The organism is Variovorax sp. 770b2 (assembly GCF_900115685.1).
Taxonomy (GTDB): domain Bacteria; phylum Pseudomonadota; class Gammaproteobacteria; order Burkholderiales; family Burkholderiaceae_C; genus Variovorax.
Map to the genome: position 1 here is coordinate 1,070,707 of NZ_FOXJ01000001.1, position 18,278 is coordinate 1,088,984.

Consider the following 18,278-nt stretch of genomic DNA (forward strand, 5'->3'; position numbering starts at 1 on the left):
GTGAAGTCCACCAGCTTCCTTCACGAACGGAGACGACGATGAATGCTTCCCCGCCCGCAGATGCGGTCGATGTCGGTGCGCTCGCCCGCTGCGCGGCCCTGGACCTGAGCCCCGAGCGCCGCGCCGCGGTCCAGGCGGTGCTGTCCGCCTGGATTCCCGCGGCCAACGAACTGAGCCGCAAGATGAGCGATGCGGCCTACCGCCAGCTGATGCCGGTCACCGCCTTCGCGCATGCGCACGAACTGCCCGAGGACGCGGCATGAGCGAACTGCTCGAACTCGGCCTGGCCGAAGCCGCGCGCCTGGTGCGCGCGCGCAAGGTCTCGCCCGTGGAGCTGGTGGAGGCATCGCTCGCACGCATCCGCGCGCACGACGGCGTGCTCCGGTCGTTCATCACCGTGTTCGAGGAGCAGGCGATGCAGGTGGCGCGCGCGGCCGAACTGCTCTCGGGCGCGGGCCATGAACTCGGCCCGCTGCAGGGCATTCCGCTCGCGCTGAAAGACAACGTGGCGGTGCGCGGCAGCCGCACCACGGCGGGCAGCAAGATCCTGGCCGACTGGGTGCCCGAGGCCGACGCCACCGTGACCACGCGGCTGCGCCAGGCCGGCGCGATCTTCATCGGCAAGACCAACATGCACGAGTTCGCCTGGGGCGGCACCTCGGCCAATCCGCACTACGGCGCGGTGCGCAACCCCTGGGACCCGGCGCGTTTTCCGGCCGGCTCCAGCGGCGGCTCGGCGGTGGCGGTGGCGGCGCGTTTCTGCTTCGGCGCGATCGGCACCGACACGGGCGGCTCGATCCGCCTGCCGTCGGCCATCAACGGCATCGTGGGCCTGCGACCGACCTACGGGCGGGTCAGCAACCACGGCGTGGTCCCGCTCGCGTGGAGCATGGACACGGTGGGCCCGATGACGCGCACCGTCGAAGACTGCGCGCTGATGTTCGGCGCCATCGCGGGCTTCGATCCGAAGGACGCGGGCAGCGCGCAACGCGCCTGCGACGACTACCTGCAGGACCTGGGCGGCGGCTGCCGCGGCCTGCGCATCGGCATCGTGCCCGGCTACTTCTTCGAGCACCTGCAGGCGCCGGTGCACGACGCGGTGAAGGAGGCGCTGGCCGGCTTCGTCGACCTGGGCGCCGAGCTGGTCGACATCGACATCCGCAACATCCACGGCAACATCTCCGCGCAGCTCACCATCGAATCGGCCGAGCCCAGCACCTACCACCAGCGCAACCTTCGGGAGCGCCCCGAAGACTACGGCGACGACGTGCGCACCCTGCTGGAGGTCGGCGAACTGCTGCTCGCCACGCAGTACCTGCAGGCCCAGCGCTACCGCGCGCTGCTGCGCGCCGAATTCCTGGAGGCCTTCAAGCGGGTGGACGTGTTCGTCTGCCCGTCGCTGCCCTTCGTCGCCACCCGCATCGGCGAGACGCGCGTGGAGATCGAGCCCGGGCAGGAGGAAGACATGCTCTCCGCGATCATGCAGTTCACCGGCGTGGCCAGCCTCACGGGGCTGCCTTCGCTGAACGTGCCCTGCGGGTTCGATCCGGACGGGCTGCCCATCGGCATGCAGATCATCGGCCGGCCCTTCGCCGAGGCCACGCTGCTGCGCGTGGGCCATGCCTTCCAGCAGGCCACGCACTTCCACAAGCGCGCGCCCGTGCTGCGCTGAAAAAAGCGTTGCTGGCCGCTCCAGCACATCGAGATGGCGCTGCGAGCCAAGCGTTCGCGGCGGCCCTTCGATACCTTCGATGGGCAGCTTCAGACAAGCCTGTTCCTCGCCCTGATCCACAACGAAACGGAGTCTCCCAGCCATGCCGGACAACGATCTGCACTACCTCGAACTTCTGGAAGTCGGCCGCCGCATCCAGGCCAAGGAACTCTCGCCCGTGGAGGTGACGAAGGCGCAGCTCGAGCGCATCGACGCGCTCGATGGAAAGCTCAAGAGCTATGTGCGGGTGCTCGGCGACTCCGCGCTCGCCGAGGCGGCGCGCGCCGAAGCGGAAATCGCCAAGGGCGAGATCCGCGGCCCGCTGCACGGCGTGCCGATCGCCATCAAGGACCTGTGCTGGACCGAAGGCGTGCCGACCGCCGCCGGCATGACGCTCTACAAGGACTTCGTGCCCACCGCCGATGGCACCGTGGTGCGCAAGCTGCGCGAGGCGGGCGCCGTCATCCTGGGCAAGCTGCAGCTCACCGAGAGCGCCTATGCGGACCACCATCCTTCGGTCGCGCCGCCGGTCAATCCGTGGAACGCGGCGCACTGGCCGGGCGTGTCGTCCAGCGGCTCGGGCGTCGCGACCGCGGCGGGCCTGTGCTACGGCTCGCTGGGCACCGACACCGGCGGCTCCATCCGCTTTCCCTCTGCCGCCAACGGCCTCACGGGCTTGAAGCCGACCTGGGGCCGCGTGAGCCGCTACGGCGCGTTCGAACTGGCCGCGACGCTCGACCACATCGGCCCGATGACACGCAGCGCGGCCGATGCGGGTGCGATGCTCGGCGCGATTGCCGGCGCCGACGTGAACGACCCGACGGCCAGCCTCGCGCCGGTGCCCGACTACCTCGCCGATATCGGCAAGGGCATTGCGGGCCTTCGCATCGGCATCGACACGCGCTGGACCACCGAGGGCGTCGATGCGCCGACGCGCGAGGTGCTGGACGCCGCCATCGCCGCGGTGCGCGCGCTCGGCGGCGATCTGCGCGAGGTGCGCTTTCCCGATCCCGCGCAGGCCATCGAGGACTGGTTTCCGCTGTGCGGCATCGAGGCGGCCGTGGTGCACGAGAAGACCTATCCGTCGCGCAAGGACATGTACGGCCCCGCGGTCGCAGGTCTCATCGACCTGGGCCTCGCCCAGCGCGGCGTGGACTACCAGAAGATCGTGCTGCGCCGCCACGACTTCAGCGGCAAGGTGCGCGCGATGTTCGAGGACATCGACCTGCTGCTGATCCCCGCCACGGGCATCGCCTCGCCGACCATGGAGCGCATGGCGCAGATGGGCGTCGATGCCGACCTCATGGCCGCGATGCTGCGCTACACCTGCCCCTTCGACATGACCGGCAGCCCGACCATCACGCTGCCCGGCGGCTTCACCGCGGGCGGCATGCCGGTGGCGTTCCAGTTCGTCGCGCGGCATTTCGACGAGGCACTGCTGGTGCGCGCGGGGGCGGCCTTCCAAGAGGTCACCGACTGGCACCGCCGGCATCCGGCGCTCTGAGCCGCCGCCACTTCCTTTTCTTTTTTCTCCCCCTGAAAGCACATCACCATGAAACTACGTCACGCGCTTTTCTCCCTGGGCTGCACGATGGTGCTGGCCACCGCTGCGGCCGCTGCCATGGCCGCCGAGCCGCTGAAGATCGGCTTGATGGAAGACGTCTCGGGCGACCTCGCCGTGCTGGGCAAGCCCAAGCTCGATGGCTCGCAACTGGCGGTGGAAGAGATCAACAAGGCCGGCGGCATCCTGGGCCGGCAGATCGAGCTCATCCACCTGGACCCGCAGGGCGACAACGCGCGCTACCAGGAGTTCACGCGGCGCCTCTTGAGCAAGGACAAGGTGGACGTGCTGATCGGCGGCATCACCTCGGCCTCGCGTGAAGCCATTCGCCCGATCGTCGACCGCACGCAGACGCCGTACTTCTATACCAACCAGTACGAAGGCGGCGTGTGCGATGCCAACATGATCAGCATGGGCGCGGTGCCCGAGCAGCAGTTCTCCACGCTCATTCCCTACATGGTCGAGAAGTTCGGCAAGAAGGTCTACGTGGTCGCGGCCGACTACAACTTCGGCCAGATCTCCGCCGAGTGGAACCGCACGATCCTGAAAGACGTGGGCGGCACGGTGGTCGGCGAGGAATTCATTCCGCTGGGCGTCTCGCAGTTCGCGCAGACCATCCAGAACATCCAGAAGGCCAAGCCCGACTGGCTCCTGATGCTCAACGTGGGCGCCGCGCAGGACTCGTTCTTCGAGCAGGCCGCGGCCGCCAAGCTGAACCTGCCGATGGGCTCGTCGGTGAAGGTCATGCTGGGCTTCGAGCACAAGCGCTTCGCGCCGCCCGCGCTCAACCGCATGCACGCCACGGCCAACTGGTTCGAGGAAATCGACACGCCCGCGGCCAACGAGTTCAAGAAGCGCTGGCACGCCAAGTTCCCGGATGAGCCCTACATCAACGACATGGGCTACAACGCCTACAACGCGCTCTACATGTACAAGACGATGGCCGAGAAGGCCAAGTCGACCAAGCTGGCGGACCTGCGCAAGGTGATCGCCTCGGGCGAGGCCTGCATCGAGGCGGCCGAAGGCAAGGTCTGCATCGACCCCAAGAGCCAGCACGCCTCGCACGAGATGCGCCTGATCGCGGTGGACGAGAAGCACAACGTGAAGGTGCTCAAGGACTACGGAACGATCCAGCCGTACTGGCTCGGCAAGATCGGCTGCGACCTCACCAAGAAGAACGACCGCAAGCAGTACACGCCGTCGGACCTGCCCAAGAAGCTCTGACCCATCCGATCGACCGGTCCAGCAGGGAGCAGCGGTGTTCGCCGAAATCTTCTCGTTCTTCTACCAGTTCGCCGACGTGTTCGCGTTCCTCATCCTCTCGGCGGCCGGCCTGGCCATCGTGTTCGGGATGATGGGCGTGATCAACATGGCGCATGGCGAATTCATCATGTGCGGCGCCTACGTCACCGTGGGCCTGGTGCACGCGGGCTTTCCGCTGCCGCTCGCGCAACTGTGCGGCACGCTCGCCGCGGGGCTGATCGGCGTGGCCGTGGAGTGGAGCCTGGTGCGCAAGCTCTACAAGCGGCCGCTCGATTCGCTGCTGGCCACCTGGGGCCTGAGCCTCATCGTGACGCAGGGCATGCTGCTGGTCTTCGGCTCCACGCTCACCGGCGTGGGCACGCCCGAGGGCAGCTTCGTGGTGGGCGACTACACCTTCTCGGTCTACCGCATGGTGCTGTTCGCAGCGGCCGTGGCGGTGCTGGGCGGCATCTACTTCATCTTCATGCGCACCCGCTTCGGCGTGCATGCGCGCGCCACGATGCAGAACGCCTCGATCGCGCAGGCCACCGGCGTGCGCGTGGGCCGGGTGTATGCGCTGAGCTTCGGCATCGGCGCGGCGCTGGCGGGCCTGTGCGGGGCGCTCTATGCGCCCACCATGACGCTGATACCGACGATGGGCGCGGCCTTCCTGGTCGAGGCTTTCGTCACGGTGGTGGTGGGCGGCGCCAACGTGCTGCTGGGCACCGCGCCCGCCGGCATTTTGCTCGCGGTGATCCGCACCGGCCTCAATGGCTGGGGCGGGCAGATCGTGGGGCAGATCGGCATGCTGCTGGCCGTGATCGTGGTGATCCGCATCCTGCCCGAAGGGGTGTCCGGATGGCTGGCCCGCAAGACGCGCTGAACCTGCACGGAGTCACACGAATGTTCCAACTCATCAACGGACCGCAGACGCTGGGTGCCACCCGCGTCTTCTGGCTTCCCTTCATCGCGGTGCTCGCGGCGGTGCTGTTGTACCCGGCCTTCGCCGACGGCTACGACGTGGGCAACATGGCCTACCTGCTGACCTGGGTGTTCATGGCCATGGGCCTGTGCGTGGTCTGGGGCTACGGCGGCATGCTGTCGTTCGGCCAGACCTTCTTCTTCGGCATCGCGGGCTACGGCTATGGCGTGGCTGCGGTCAACCTCGGCGGCGACGCGGGCACCACCTTCCTCGCGCTGGCGATCGCGCTGTGCCTGGCGGCGGCGGCCGCGGCGGTGCTGGGCTACTTCATGATCTGGGGGCGCGTGGGCGGCGTATTCTTCGGCATCGTCACGCTCTCGGCCACGCTGGTGCTGGCCTTCTTCCTAGGGCAGACGGCCGGGCCCGAATGGCACATCGGCAGCGCGCGGCTGAACGGCTTCAACGGCATGAAGGACATGGCGCCGCTGAACATCCCGTGGTCCGGCGACGATCCGTTGGTGTTCGACGGCATCGCGCTGTACTACCTGGTGGTGGCGCTGATCCTCGTGGTGTACCTGGGCCTTCGCATGATGCTGAACTCGCGCTTCGGCAACGTGATCGTCGCCGTGCGCGAAGACCCGCAGCGCGCCGAGCTGCTGGGCTACGACGTGCGCAAATACCAGCTCGCCACCTTCGTGATCGGCTCCACGTTGGCGGGCCTGAGCGGCGTGCTCTACACCTCGTGGGGCCAGTTCATCACGCCGGCCAGCGTGGGGCTGCCGGCCGCGGCGATGCCGATCGTGTGGGTCGCGTTCTCGGGGCGGGGCGACATCACCGCCACGCTGGTGGGTTCGTTCCTGGTGCTCTGGGCCTTCCAGACGATCACGGTCTACAGCCAGCAGGCGGCGCTGCTGTTGATGGGCGCGATGCTGCTGTGCACGGTGATGGTGGCGCCGCAGGGCTTCGTGATCGGCGTGGTGCAGGCGGTGCGGCGGCTGTTCGTGCGCCGCCGTCCGAAGGAGTCCACGGTGTCCGCCGTGCCCACCGTGCCCACCTCCCAAGAGGAGGCCCGCGCATGAACGCCTTGCTCGAAACGCGGGCGCTCTCCAAGCGCTTCGGCGGCCACGCGGCGGTGTCGGAGGTCGACCTGTCGGTGCGCCAGGGCGAGATCCATTGCCTCATCGGGCCCAACGGCGCGGGCAAGAGCACGCTGTTCAAGCTCATCGTGGGCACGCACGAGGCCTCGGAGGGAAGCATCGCGTTCCAGGGGCGCGACGTGACGCGCGAGCGTCCGTTCCGGCGCGTGCAGCAGGGCATGAGCATCAAGATGCAGGCGCCCAGCGTGTTCAAGGAGCTCCCGGTGCGGCAGAACATCCACATCGCGCTGCAGCACCACACGCGCCTGGCGGACCTCAAGCGCGAGGAAGACCGGCTGCTCGAATTGCTGGATCTCGCGCAGGACGCCGGCAAGCTCGCCGGTGAACTCGCCCACGGCCAGCAGCAGTGGCTGGAGATCGGCATGGCACTCGCGCTCAAGCCGGTGCTGCTGCTCATGGACGAGCCCACGGCGGGACTCTCGCCCGAGGAAACCTTCAAGACCGGCGAGCTGATCCAGAAGCTCAACGCGGAGGGCATGACGGTGCTGGTGGTCGAGCACGACATGGCCTTCATCCGCCAGATCGCGCAGCGCGTGACGGTGCTGCACTTCGGCAAGGTGTTTGCCGAAGGCTCGATCGGCGAAATCATCGCGGACCCGCGCGTGGCCGAGATCTACCTGGGGAAGACGCATGAGCACTGAGACGATCCTCGAACTTCAAGGGCTGCAGGCCAGCTATGGCGCGACGCCCATCCTGCAGGGCGTGGACATGAAGGTGCGCAAGGGTGAGATCGTGAGCCTCATCGGCCGCAACGGCGTCGGCAAGACGACCACCATGCGCTGCCTGATGGGCCTTTTGCGCACGCGCGGGGGCAGCGTGCGGCTGCAGGGGCAGGACATCGCGGCGCTGTCGAGCGATGCGCGCGCGCGCCTGGGCATCGGCTACGTGCCGCAAGGGCGCGAGGTGTTCGCGCGCATGACGGTGGCCGAGAACCTGATGGTGGGCGAGCTGGTCGGCGGTCCGCGCGGCAAGAAGCAGCCCGACTTGGTCTACCAGTATTTCCCGCGCCTGGCGGAGCGCCGCAACCAGCAGGCCGGCACCATGTCGGGCGGCGAGCAGCAGCAGCTGGCCATCGGCCGCGCGCTGGTGGGGAACCCCGCGCTGATGCTGCTGGACGAGCCCTCGGAGGGCATTCAGCCCTCGATCGTGCAGCTGATCTGCGACGTGCTCCGCGCGATACGGCGCGACCTGGGCACCACCATTCTTTTCGTGGAGCAGAACCTGGACACGATCCTGGACGTGGGCGAGCGCGCCTACGTCATGGAGAAGGGCCGCATCGTCGGGCGCATCGAGCCCGGCCAGATGAACGCGCAGGCGGTGCGCGCGCACCTGATGCTCTGAACAAAACCGATCAAGGAGAACACCCGATGAACTGGCTCGACCAATCGATCATGCACACGCGAGGCCTCGGCCGTGGGCGCAGCGTGGACACGCACGAACTCACCGAAGCGAAGCAGGGCAAGTTCCACTTCACCATCGGTCCCTACACCGAGCCCGTGATGACGGTGAAGCCCGGCGACCGCATCGTGGTGGAGACGCGCGACGCCTTCGACGGCAAGGTCAAGACCGAGCAGGACCTGCCCTCCAAGGTGCTGACCATGCCCTTCGTGAATCCGCAGAACGGGCCGATCATGATCGAGGGCGCCGAGCCCGGCGACACGATCGCGGTGCACATCGAATCGATGGCGCCGCGCGGGCCCAATCCGCGCGGCACCTGCTGCATGATTCCGGACTTCGGCGCGCTCAGCGGCACGGCCTTCACCGCGCTGCTGAACCAGCCGCTGCCCGAGACGGTGCGCAAGATCGACGTGGATGAAGAGGGCGTCTATTGGAGCAAGCGCGTCACCTTGCCTTACAAGCCGCACATCGGCACGCTGAGCTGCTCGCCCGAGATCGACTCGATCAACAGCCTCACGCCCGACCAGCACGGCGGCAACATGGACCTGCCCGACATGGGGCCCGGCAGCATCACCTACCTGCCGGTGCGCACGCAAGGCGGGCGCCTGTTCATCGGCGATGCGCACGCCTGCCAGGGCGACGGCGAGGTGTGCGGCACGGCGGTGGAGTACCCGAGCCTCACGACCATCCGCGTCGATCTCATCAAGGGCTGGAAGCTCGAATGGCCGCGGCTGGAGACCCAGGACATGATCATGGCGATCGGCAGCGCGCGGCCGCTGGAGGACGCGACCCGCATCGCCTACAAGGAACTCATCCTCTGGATGGAGGCGGAGTACGGCTATGACCGCTGGGACGCCTACATGATGCTGAGCCAGTGCGGCAAAGTGCGGCTCGGGAATTTCGTGGACCCGAAGTACACGGTGGGCGCAGGAATCTCGAAGCAGTACCTGGCGCCCTGAGCCGCTAGATCGCGCCGTCGAACATCATCACGTCGACCTCTTCGCCCGCGGCGACGTGGCCCTGGTCGTGATGCAGCACCACGAGCCCGTTGGCCTCGACCATCGAACTCAGCACGCCCGAGCCCTGGTTGGTGGCGACGCAGACCTCGGGCAACGAACCCGCCACGGCCTTGACGAACCCACGCTGGTATTCGGTGCGCCCGGGCTTCTTGCGGATGGGGCCGGCGCTGCGTGCGCGCAGCAGCGGCGGCGGCGCCGAGGCCGCGTCGTGGCAACCCATCATGCGCAGCAGCGCGGGCCGCACGAAGGCGAGGAAGGTGACCATCACGGCCACCGGATTGCCGGGCAGGCCGAACAGCACGGCGGGGCCCGCGGCTTCGCCACTATCGCGCGGAATCAGGCCCACGGCCAGCGGACGGCCGGGGCGCATCGCGACATGCCAGAAGGCCATCTCGCCGACCTGCTGCATCACGTCGCGCGTGTGGTCGGCCGCGCCGACGCTCACGCCACCGCTGGTGACGATCGCGTCGGCTTCGCGCGCGGCGCGTTGCAGCGTCGCCGCCAGCGTGGCGGGGTCGTCGTGCACGAGGCCCAGGTCGATCACCTCGCAGCCCAGGCGCGCGAGCAGGCCGAACACGGTGTAGCGGTTGGAGTCGTACACCGCGCCTTCGCGCGGCGGCTCGCCGATGCACAGGATCTCGTCGCCGGTCGAGAAGTACGCAACGCGCAATTTCCGAAGCGCCGGCACGCCCGGCAGCCCGAGGCTCGCGACCATGCCGAGGGCGGCCGGTGAGAGCCGCTCGCCGCGCCTGAGGGCCGGCTGGCCTTTCATCAAATCTTCGCCCGCGAAGCGGCGGTTGTCGCCGCGGCGCAGCACGCGGTCGGGAAAGCGCACGACGTCGCCTTCGACCTGGCAGAACTCCTGCGGGATCACGGTGTCCAGGCCGGCCGGCATCATCGCGCCGGTCATGATGCGCACCGCATCGCCCGGGGCCAGCGCGCCGCGCCAGGCCGCGCCGGCGAGCGCGGTGCCCACCACGCGCAGCTGGATGGAGTGGTCGGCGGGGGCGTCGGTTGGAAGGATCGCGCCATCGAATGCGTAGCCGTCCATCGCCGAGTTGTCGTGGGGCGGCACGCTCACCGGCGAGACGATGTCTTCGGCCAGCACGCGGCCGAGCGCGTCGCGCAGCGACACGCTCTCGCGCTCAGTGACGACAAGGGGCGCGACCAGCCGGGCCAGGAAGGCCTGGACGGCATCGACGCTCAGTGCGTCGGTGTCATGGCCCGGGAGGGCGGCGGCGATGTCGGCGAGGCTGCTCATCGGGCTCATCGGTTTTGGAGTGCTTGCAATTCGGCGAGCGTGTTGGCGTTGAAGAAGGCATCGGGCGCATCGCCGGGCCGATCGAAGGGGACAAGCACGGTGCGGTGTTGCGCGGTCCATGCCTGCACCTTGCGGCCGCCGGTATCGGTGAAGCACAGCAGGCTTTCGCGCAGGTGGGTGCGCAGGAGGCAGAACACGGGTTGCGGGCGCAGCGTGGGGCCACCGTCGCCTTCGGAATCCGGCGCGCTGACCATGGCGATTTCTGCGTCGTCAGCGGCAAGCGCTTCGGACAGGCGTGCTGCCAGGTCGAGCGGGAACAGCGGCGTGTCGCACGGCACGGTGAGCAGGAAGGGCGTGGCGCAATGCGCAAGCCCCGTGAGAAAACCCGCGAGCGGCCCCGGGTAGTCCGCCAGGGTGTCGGCCAGGACCGGAACGCCGAAGGCTTCGTAGGCCGCGAGATTCCGATTGGCATTGACCAGCACCTGGCCGACCTGCGCGCCGAGCCGCCGTATCGCATGCAGGGCGAGCGGCTCGCCGTTGAAATTCTGCAGGCCCTTGTCGACACCGCCCATGCGGGAGCCGCGTCCACCGGCCAGCAACAAGCCGGTGATGTCGGCAGGCGCGATGGCGGGGTGCGCGGGCATGGCGGCAGCCCGCGTCATCCGCCGATGTAGCTCATCTCGACGCGGCGCGGCGCCTTGTCGTTGGCGTCGCCGCGATCGGCGGCGTGGTCGGGGCCGCGCAGGGCGCGCAGCTCGGAGTAGCGGTCGGCCCGGCCCTGCCAGATGTGGCCGATGGCCGAGGAGATGTCGTCGTCGCTGGCGGCGCCGCGCAGCAGCGGGCGCAGGTCGTGGCCGGCGCTCGCGAAGAGGCACAGGTACAGCTTGCCCTCGGTCGACAGGCGTGCGCGGCTGCAGTCGTGGCAGAAGGCCTGGGTCACGCTGCTGATCACGCCGATCTCGCCGCCGCCATCGGCATAGGCCCAGCGCTGGGCCGTTTCGCCGGGCGTGGTGGCTTCGAGCGGCACCAGCGGAAATTCTTCGGCGATGCGCGCGATGACGTCGGCCGAGGGCAGCACCTCGTCCATGCGCCAGCCGTTGGTGGCGCCCACGTCCATGTATTCGATGAAGCGAAGCACCACGTTGCCGCCATGGTGCTCGCGGAAGTAGCGCGCCATCGGCAGGATCTCCTGCTCGTTGGTGCCGCGCTTGACCACCATGTTGACCTTGAGGGGCCCAAGGCCCGCGGCCTGCGCCGCGTCGATGCCGGCCAGCACGTCGGCCACCGGGAAATCGACGTCGTTCATGTGGCGAAAGACCGCGTCGTCCAGGCTGTCCAGGCTCACCGTCACGCGCTGCAGGCCGGCGGCCTTGAGCGCTGCGGCCTTGCGTGCGAGCAGCGAGCCATTGGTGGTGAGGGTGAGGGCCAGCGGCTGGCCGTCGGGTGTGCGGATCTCGGCGAGCTGCTCGATCAGCCCCTCGATGTTCTTGCGCAAGAGCGGCTCGCCGCCGGTGAGCCGGATCTTGCGCACGCCGTGCGCTGCGAACAGGCGCGCGAGGCGCGTCATTTCCTCGAAACTCAGGAGCGCGCTGTGCGGCAGGTACTTGTAGTCCTTGTCGAACACGTCCTTGGGCATGCAGTAGCTGCAGCGGAAGTTGCAGCGGTCGGTCACGCTGATGCGCAGGTCGGTCAGCGGACGGCCCAGGCGGTCGAGCAGCAGGCCCGTGGCGGGCACGGCGATGTCCGGCACGGCCACGGCGGGTGGCGTGCGGCCGATCTGCGAGATCGGAATGACGGTGCTGCTGCTGCTGTTCTTCATGGCGTGGTGGGAAGGCCCGATTTTGCGCCAGGCCTCAAGGGCCCGCGAAACGCAGGCTATACGGCAGGCTACTTGATCACGGCCGCATAAATCATGTCCCGGGTCAAGGATCTGTAATGTGTCCGGTATTTCGGCGACTGCAGCATCAGCACGACGAACATCTCGTTCTTCGGGTCCACCCACATGTAGGTGCCGCCCGCGCCGCCCCAGTTGTATTCGCCGCCGGCCGCGGGGTAGGGCGCCTCGCCGTCGTTGCGGCGCACCGCGAAGCCGAGGCCGAATCCGTAGCCCGGACCCGGCAGGTACAGCGGGCCGGGCACGATGCCGGCGCCGGCGTTGGAATGGTCGGCGGTCATCAGCGCGATGGTGCGCGGACCGAGGTAGCGCTTGCCTTCGAGCGAGCCGCCGTTCAGCAGCATCTGCAGAAAGCGCGCGTAATCGCCGGCCGTGGACACCAGCCCGCCGCCGCCCGACTCGAGCTTGCGCACGATGCGCGGATCGTTCAGGTCGGCGCCCACGCCGAAGCTGCGGTCGGTGGGGAGCGGCTCGGCGATGCGCGGCTGGCGCGTCGGCTCGGGCACGTAATAGGTGGTGTCCTTCATGCCCAGTGGATCGAAGAGGCGCGCCTTCTCGAACGCGTAGAGCGACTGGCCCGAGACGACCTCGATCACGCGGCCCAGGATGTCGGTCGACTGGCTGTAGTCCCAGGTCGTGCCCGGCTGGTAAGCCAGCGGCAGCTTGGCCAGGCGCTGCGAGAACTCGGCCAGGGTCGGGTCGTTGGCGCCGAGGCCCGCCGCGTTGTAGGCCTGCTTGACCAGGCCCGGCCCGAAGAAGCCGTAGGTCAGGCCCGAGGTGTGGCGCATCAGGTCCTGCACGGTGATCGGGCGGCGCGCGGGCACGGTCTCGAGCACCGGCTTGCCGTCGGCACCTGGCTTCTCCACGCCGACGGTCATGCTGGCGTACTCGGGCAGGTAGGTCGAGACGGGGTCGTCGAGCTTCAGGCGGCCGTCTTCCACCAGCATCATCGCGGCCACCGTGGTGATGGGCTTGCTCATCGAGTAGATGCGGAAGATGCCGTCGCGCTGCATCGGCGTGCCCGCCGCGGGGTCGAGCTTGCCGACCGGCTCGAACCACGCCACCTTGCCCTGCCTTGCCACCAGCAGCACCGCGCCGGGGATCTTGCCGCTGGCCACGTCGGCCTTGAGCACATCGGTGAGCATCTGCAGCCGCTCGGTCGAGAGCCCGACCCGCTCCGGGGTGGCGGTCGGCAGCGATTGCGCCGCGGCCAGCAGCGGCGCGGCCAGGCTCAGGCCGAGCACGGCCGTGCGCAGGGTGCGCTGGAAGAACTTCATGGTGTTGTCTCCGTCCTGTCGTTGATGGAAAGTCGGCATGACGGTCTTGGCGCCGCCTGGTGTTTCAGTGTGCGGGGGCTATCCCTTGCAGAGCTTGAGGTTCGTGCGGGCGGCGCGGGCCACCGGCAAGATGTCCTCGGCGTCGGCGGGTGGGTAGGAGTCCTTCACGCCCTGGTCGGTCTTCGCGGCGTCTTCGGCCAGTGGCTCCAGCGTCTTGAGGCACCCCGCGCGGTCGCCGAGCCTGAACTGCGTGATCGCCAGGTCGTTGCGCACGCGGCCGGTGGTGATCCAGTCGAGCGTCTTGCTGCAGTCACCCAGCACGGGGGCGAGGGTGGCCTGGGCGGCGGCGAAATCCTTGGCGTCGTACTGGCGCTTGAAGGTCTTGCGCGAGGCGGCCACGGCCTTGTCGGTGCAGGCGGGGCTGGGCTTGAGGTAGGTGCCTTCGAACGAGGCCCGAGCGCCGCAACTCTGGCGGCAGTCGTCCGAGCCGTTGGAGCTGACCTCGACCGTGCCGCCCTTGAGGGTGAAATTCACCACGCAGCCGGTGTCTTCGATCTTGGATTTGCCGCGAACGATGGTGCCGTCGAGCGAGCAGACGTGGGCGTTGGCGCCGACGGTGGAGATGTCGAAGTGCCCATTGGGCTTGACGCGCAGCGAGCCCGCGCCGCCCTCGTAGATGTAGTCGCCGGCCGGCGGGGTGGCGATCTGTGCGCTGGCGATGCCGGCGCCGAGCAGCAGCAGGAACGCTGGCACGAGAGGCAGGATGCGGTGCAATTTCATCGGTGCAAAGCCTTCAGGGAGACGCGGGGCAGTGTATCGGGGTCGTTTCGTCATGTGACCGTTTGGCTTGTTTACGCCATCTCGTGAGCGATATCTTGACGCAGCCAATGAGAATTACTATCATCTGAGCGCCTGAATACGCAGCACGTCGACGACGCAAAGGGCTCTTGACCAAGGAGCCTCCGACCGTGCCGTACACCCTGCCAGCCTTGCCCTATGCCTTCGATGCGCTCGAGCCGCACATCGACGCGCAGACGATGGAAATCCACCACGGCAAGCACCACCAGACCTATGTGAACAACCTCAATGCGGCCGTCAAGGACACGCCGCACGAAGGCATGCCGGTCGAGCAACTGATCGTCGATATCGACCGGCTGCCCGAGGCGCTGCGCGCACCGGTGCGCAACAACGGCGGCGGCCATGCCAACCACAGCCTGTTCTGGACCGTGATGGCGCCGGCCGGCCAGGGCGGTGGCGGCGCGCCCACGGGCGACCTCGCCAAGGCCATCGATGCCGACCTCGGCGGCTTCGACGCCTTCAAGGAAGCCTTCACCAAGGCCGCTCTCACGCGCTTCGGCAGCGGCTGGGCGTGGCTCGCGGTCGCCAAGGACGGCAGGCTCGCGGTGGAAAGCAGCGGCAACCAGGACAGCCCGCTCATGCGTGGCACCGGTTCGGGCAACACGCCGATCCTCGGCCTGGACGTGTGGGAGCACGCCTACTACCTGAAGTACCAGAACCGCCGCCCCGACTACATCGCGGCGTTCTACAACGTGGTGAACTGGGCCGAGGTGGCCCGGCGCCATGCCGCCGCTACCGCCACCGGCGGCTGAGGACATTGCCATGAACGACGAGCCGCAACACCCCCAGGGCACGATCGCGACGGCGCGCTCGAGGACCACGCCCTCGGTGCGCGAATGGATCGGCCTGGTCATCGTCACGGCCGGCGCGTTGGCGCTGGTGTCGCAGTTCTGGCAGTTCGTGCGGGCCGACCCGGTGGTGTGGAACGCGTGGCTCGGCGGTTCGGTGGCGGCGCTGGCAACGGCGCTGGGCACGCTCCCGGTGGTGTTCTCGCAGAAGCTGCCCGAGCGGCTGCAGGACACGCTCTTCGGCTTCGGCGCCGGCGTGATGCTGGCGGCCTGCGCCTTTTCGCTGATCACTCCCGGGCTCGACGCGGCAAAGAACATCGGCGTCTTCGGCGGCGGCAATTGGGCTGCGGGCAGCGTGATCGGCGCAGCCATCCTGCTGGGCGGCATCGTGCTCATGGTGATGGACCGCGTGCTGCCGCACGAGCACTTCATCAAGGGGCGCGAAGGGCAGTCGGCAAAGCAGCTGCGGCGCACCTGGCTCTTCGTGTTCGCGATCGCGCTGCACAACGTGCCCGAAGGCCTGGCCATCGGGGTGGGCTACGCGGGCAACAACGGTCTGCGCGCCGACGCGCTGGCCACAGGCATTGCGATCCAGGACGTGCCGGAGGGGCTGGTCGTTGCGGTGGCGTTGCTGGCGGCCGGCTACAAGCGCTGGTTCGCGGTGGCGATCGGCATGGCGTCGGGCCTGGTCGAGCCGCTGGGCGCGGTGCTGGGCGCTGCGGTCGTCGGCCATTCGGCGCTCCTGCTGCCGTGGGGGCTGGGCTTTGCGGCGGGCGCGATGCTGTTCGTCATCAGCCACGAGATCATTCCCGAGTCGCACCGCAAGGGGCACGAAGCCTTTGCCACCAGCGGGCTGATGATCGGCTTCGTGCTGATGATGCTGCTGGACACCGCGCTGGGGTAATACTTTTCCCCGTCTCCTTCGTGGGACACCGCGGAACCGGCTTTGCCGGGCCGCTGGTGTCGCCCCCGGCGAGGGGGGTGGCGAAGCGACACGAAGTGCGCGTAGCCTGGGGGGAGAGCCTATTGCTAGCCGTGCTTGACGGCCACGGTCTTCAGCGTCGTGAAGCCGTACAGCGCTTCGAAGCCCTTTTCACGGCCGTAGCCCGATGACTTCACGCCGCCGAAAGGCAGCTCGACCCCGCCGCCCGCGCCGTAGTTGTTGATGAACACCTGCCCGCTGCGCACGCGCCGGGCCATGCGGAACTGGCGCGCACCGTCGGCCGTCCACACGCCGGCGACGAGGCCGAACTGCGTGGCGTTGGCCAGCGCCACCGCTTCGTCTTCGTCGGCGAACTGCATGGCTGCCAGCACCGGACCGAACACTTCTTCCTGTGCAAGACGGTGGCCGACCGGCACGTCGCGCAACAGCGTCGGGGCTTGATAGAAGCCGGTTTCGGGCGCTTCGTCGACCACGATGCCCTGCGCCACCATCGGGATGCCGGCATGTTGGGCGTCGCTCAGGAAATCCCACACGCGCTGCTGCTGCGTCTGGCGGATCAGCGGGCCCACGTCGAGGTCCATCGCGGCAGGGCCGACGCGCAGGGCCTCGAAGGCGTGGCCCAGGCGTTCGAGCAATGGCTCGTAGATGGCGCGCTGGATCAGCACGCGCGAGCCCGCCGAACAGGTCTGGCCGGCGTTCTGCACGATGGCGTTGATGACCACGGGAATCGCCGCATCCAGGTCGGCGTCCGCGAAGATGATCTGCGGGCTCTTGCCGCCCAGCTCGAGCGTGACCGGGCAATGCCGCTCGGCCGCCACCTGCTGGATCAGCGTGCCGATCTTGGGGCTGCCGGTGAAGCTGATGTGGTCGATGCCTTCGTGCCGCGCGAGTGCGTCGCCCACCTCATGGCCGTAGCCCGTCACGATGTTGAGCGCGCCGGCCGGAAAGCCGACCTCGGCCGCGAGCTGCGCCACGCGGATCAGCGAAAGGCACGCGTCTTCGGCCGGCTTGACCACGCACACGTTGCCCGCCGCCAGCGCGCCGCCCACGCTGCGCCCGAAGATCTGCATCGGGTAGTTCCAGGGAATGATGTGGCCGGTGACGCCGTGTGGTTCCCGCCAGGTGAAGACGCTGTAGCCGTCCTGGTAGGGGATGGTCTCGCCGTGCAGCTTGTCGCAGGCGCCGGCGTAGAACTCGAAGTAGCGCACCAGCGCCACCGCGTCGGCGCGCGCCTGCTTGACGGGCTTGCCGCAATCGCGCTGTTCGATCAGCGCGAGCTCGTCGACGTGCTCGGCGATCTTCAGCGAGAGCTTGTAGAGCAGGCGGCTGCGGTCGGCGGCGCTGACCTTGTGCCACACACCCTCGAAGCAGTCGCGCGCGGCGCGCACGGCGGTATCGATGTCGGCGGCGTTGCTGCGCTGGATGTCGTCGAAGGGCTGGCCGTCGGAAGGGTCGATGACGGGGAGGGTGCGGCCGGAGGCGGAGGGGACGTCGGCGTTGGCGATGTAGTTGAGCTGCATGGGGCGGGATTTTGCGCGAAGCGGCCCAAACCGGTGGCGCCCGCGCCCGTCCGCCTTACTTGGCTGCGGTGGCTTTGGGCAGCGCCCGCACCGCACTCAGCGTGCGCTCCACATGCTTGTCCGGATTCAGGTTCTGGTAGTAGTAGGCGACCTTGCCGTCCGGCGAGATGACGTAGGACAGCCGGTTGGCGAAATCCGGCCGGGTCTGCATCAGCGCGTCGAAGCCGTTGATCACGGTCTTGGCTTCGTCCGACGCCACCGGAAATCGGTTCTGGCAGGACTTGACCGAGAACTTCGAGAGGGTGTCGATGTCGTCGGCCGAGACGCCGATCACGGTGGCGCCCAATGCCGCGAACTGGTCGACCGCCTCGGCGAAGGCATGGGCCTCGATCGAACAATCGTTGGAGTCGGCCGCCGGAAAGAAGTACAACACCACCGGTCCCTTGGCGAGCGCCTCGGCCAGCGAGTAGCGGAAGGTCTTGCCGCCCAGCGCGGCGTTGGCGGTGAATCTGGGCACGGGATCGCCGATGTCCAGGGCGGCCCAGGCGGGGTGTGCAAGAGCGCAAAGGCCGGCAAGGGCCGTCATCAGCGCGATGCGTGAGAGGATCGGTCGGGCCATGGTGTAACTCCGTGCAGGTGTGACGCGAATTCTAGGACGGCGCACCTCTCGCAGGAGCGAAATGAAACCGGCGCACCCCGGCCGGCGTATTCATGGCAGCGACTGAAA

Annotated in this window: 18 protein-coding genes; 11 read left to right on the top strand and 7 right to left on the bottom strand. The window is 68.4% G+C overall.

The window, feature by feature from the left end:
- Window positions 1-38: 38 nt before the first annotated feature.
- The 9 genes from BM133_RS04865 to BM133_RS04905 all read left to right on the top strand — a co-directional run bounded on the left by BM133_RS04865 (window position 39) and on the right by BM133_RS04905 (window position 8,950).
- Window positions 39-263, top strand: a complete 225-nt coding sequence (locus BM133_RS04865) for a hypothetical protein (RefSeq protein ID WP_093432015.1) — start codon at window positions 39-41, stop codon at window positions 261-263.
- Window positions 260-1,672 (top strand): amidase, encoded by a 1,413-nt coding sequence (locus tag BM133_RS04870; RefSeq protein ID WP_093432016.1) that lies wholly within the window; start codon window positions 260-262, stop codon window positions 1,670-1,672. Before BM133_RS04865 ends, BM133_RS04870 begins: the two co-directional genes overlap by 4 nt.
- Window positions 1,673-1,814: 142 nt before the next feature.
- Entirely contained in the window at window positions 1,815-3,215 is a 1,401-nt protein-coding gene (locus BM133_RS04875) for an amidase (RefSeq protein ID WP_093432018.1), read from the top strand.
- Between the two features lie 48 nt (window positions 3,216-3,263).
- A complete protein-coding gene (locus BM133_RS04880; protein ID WP_093432019.1) occupies window positions 3,264-4,496 on the top strand; it encodes an urea ABC transporter substrate-binding protein in 1,233 nt (410 codons plus the stop codon).
- Window positions 4,497-4,530: 34 nt separating this feature from the next.
- Complete coding sequence (locus BM133_RS04885; RefSeq protein ID WP_093432021.1) at window positions 4,531-5,397, top strand: ABC transporter permease subunit; 867 nt, start codon at window positions 4,531-4,533, stop codon at window positions 5,395-5,397.
- Window positions 5,398-5,417: 20 nt separating this feature from the next.
- A complete protein-coding gene (locus BM133_RS04890; protein WP_177224725.1) occupies window positions 5,418-6,515 on the top strand; it encodes a branched-chain amino acid ABC transporter permease in 1,098 nt (365 codons plus the stop codon).
- Window positions 6,512-7,234 carry an ABC transporter ATP-binding protein gene (locus BM133_RS04895; RefSeq protein WP_093432022.1) on the top strand — a complete coding sequence of 241 codons (723 nt, stop codon included), beginning with the start codon at window positions 6,512-6,514 and terminating at the stop codon, window positions 7,232-7,234. Before BM133_RS04890 ends, BM133_RS04895 begins: the two co-directional genes overlap by 4 nt.
- A complete protein-coding gene (locus BM133_RS04900; RefSeq protein ID WP_177224726.1) occupies window positions 7,224-7,934 on the top strand; it encodes an ABC transporter ATP-binding protein in 711 nt (236 codons plus the stop codon). Before BM133_RS04895 ends, BM133_RS04900 begins: the two co-directional genes overlap by 11 nt.
- Window positions 7,935-7,960: 26 nt before the next feature.
- A complete protein-coding gene (locus BM133_RS04905; RefSeq protein ID WP_093432024.1) occupies window positions 7,961-8,950 on the top strand; it encodes an acetamidase/formamidase family protein in 990 nt (329 codons plus the stop codon).
- A gap of 4 nt (window positions 8,951-8,954) precedes the next feature.
- Here the strand turns inward: BM133_RS04905 and glp are convergent, their stop codons facing one another.
- From glp to BM133_RS04930, 5 genes are all read right to left on the bottom strand, one after another.
- On the bottom strand, window positions 8,955-10,271 hold the full coding sequence (gene glp / locus BM133_RS04910; protein WP_093432025.1) for a molybdopterin molybdotransferase MoeA: 1,317 nt from the start codon (window positions 10,269-10,271) through the stop codon (window positions 8,955-8,957).
- Window positions 10,272-10,276: 5 nt separating this feature from the next.
- On the bottom strand, window positions 10,277-10,915 hold the full coding sequence (mobA, locus tag BM133_RS04915; RefSeq protein WP_256219056.1) for a molybdenum cofactor guanylyltransferase MobA: 639 nt from the start codon (window positions 10,913-10,915) through the stop codon (window positions 10,277-10,279).
- Between the two features lie 14 nt (window positions 10,916-10,929).
- Entirely contained in the window at window positions 10,930-12,090 is a 1,161-nt protein-coding gene (moaA, locus tag BM133_RS04920; protein WP_093432028.1) for a GTP 3',8-cyclase MoaA, read from the bottom strand.
- Window positions 12,091-12,158: 68 nt separating this feature from the next.
- Complete coding sequence (locus BM133_RS04925; protein WP_093432030.1) at window positions 12,159-13,442, bottom strand: serine hydrolase domain-containing protein; 1,284 nt, start codon at window positions 13,440-13,442, stop codon at window positions 12,159-12,161.
- A gap of 78 nt (window positions 13,443-13,520) precedes the next feature.
- Window positions 13,521-14,222, bottom strand: coding sequence for a hypothetical protein (locus BM133_RS04930; RefSeq protein ID WP_093432031.1), 702 nt, complete (start codon window positions 14,220-14,222; stop codon window positions 13,521-13,523).
- Between the two features lie 188 nt (window positions 14,223-14,410).
- On the opposite strand from BM133_RS04930, the gene BM133_RS04935 reads away from it, so the two are divergent.
- Together BM133_RS04935 and BM133_RS04940 are read left to right on the top strand one after the other, a co-directional pair.
- Window positions 14,411-15,052, top strand: coding sequence for a superoxide dismutase (locus BM133_RS04935; RefSeq protein WP_093435056.1), 642 nt, complete (start codon window positions 14,411-14,413; stop codon window positions 15,050-15,052).
- Between the two features lie 10 nt (window positions 15,053-15,062).
- Entirely contained in the window at window positions 15,063-15,992 is a 930-nt protein-coding gene (locus BM133_RS04940) for a ZIP family metal transporter (RefSeq protein ID WP_093432033.1), read from the top strand.
- A 125-nt stretch (window positions 15,993-16,117) separates the two neighbouring features.
- Here BM133_RS04940 and BM133_RS04945 read toward each other — a convergent pair whose 3' ends face one another.
- A complete protein-coding gene (locus tag BM133_RS04945) occupies window positions 16,118-17,551 on the bottom strand; it encodes an aldehyde dehydrogenase family protein (RefSeq protein ID WP_093432034.1) in 1,434 nt (477 codons plus the stop codon).
- Between the two features lie 55 nt (window positions 17,552-17,606).
- Window positions 17,607-18,170 (bottom strand): peroxiredoxin, encoded by a 564-nt coding sequence (locus BM133_RS04950; protein WP_093432036.1) that lies wholly within the window; start codon window positions 18,168-18,170, stop codon window positions 17,607-17,609.
- Between the last annotated feature and the right edge of the window lie 108 nt (window positions 18,171-18,278).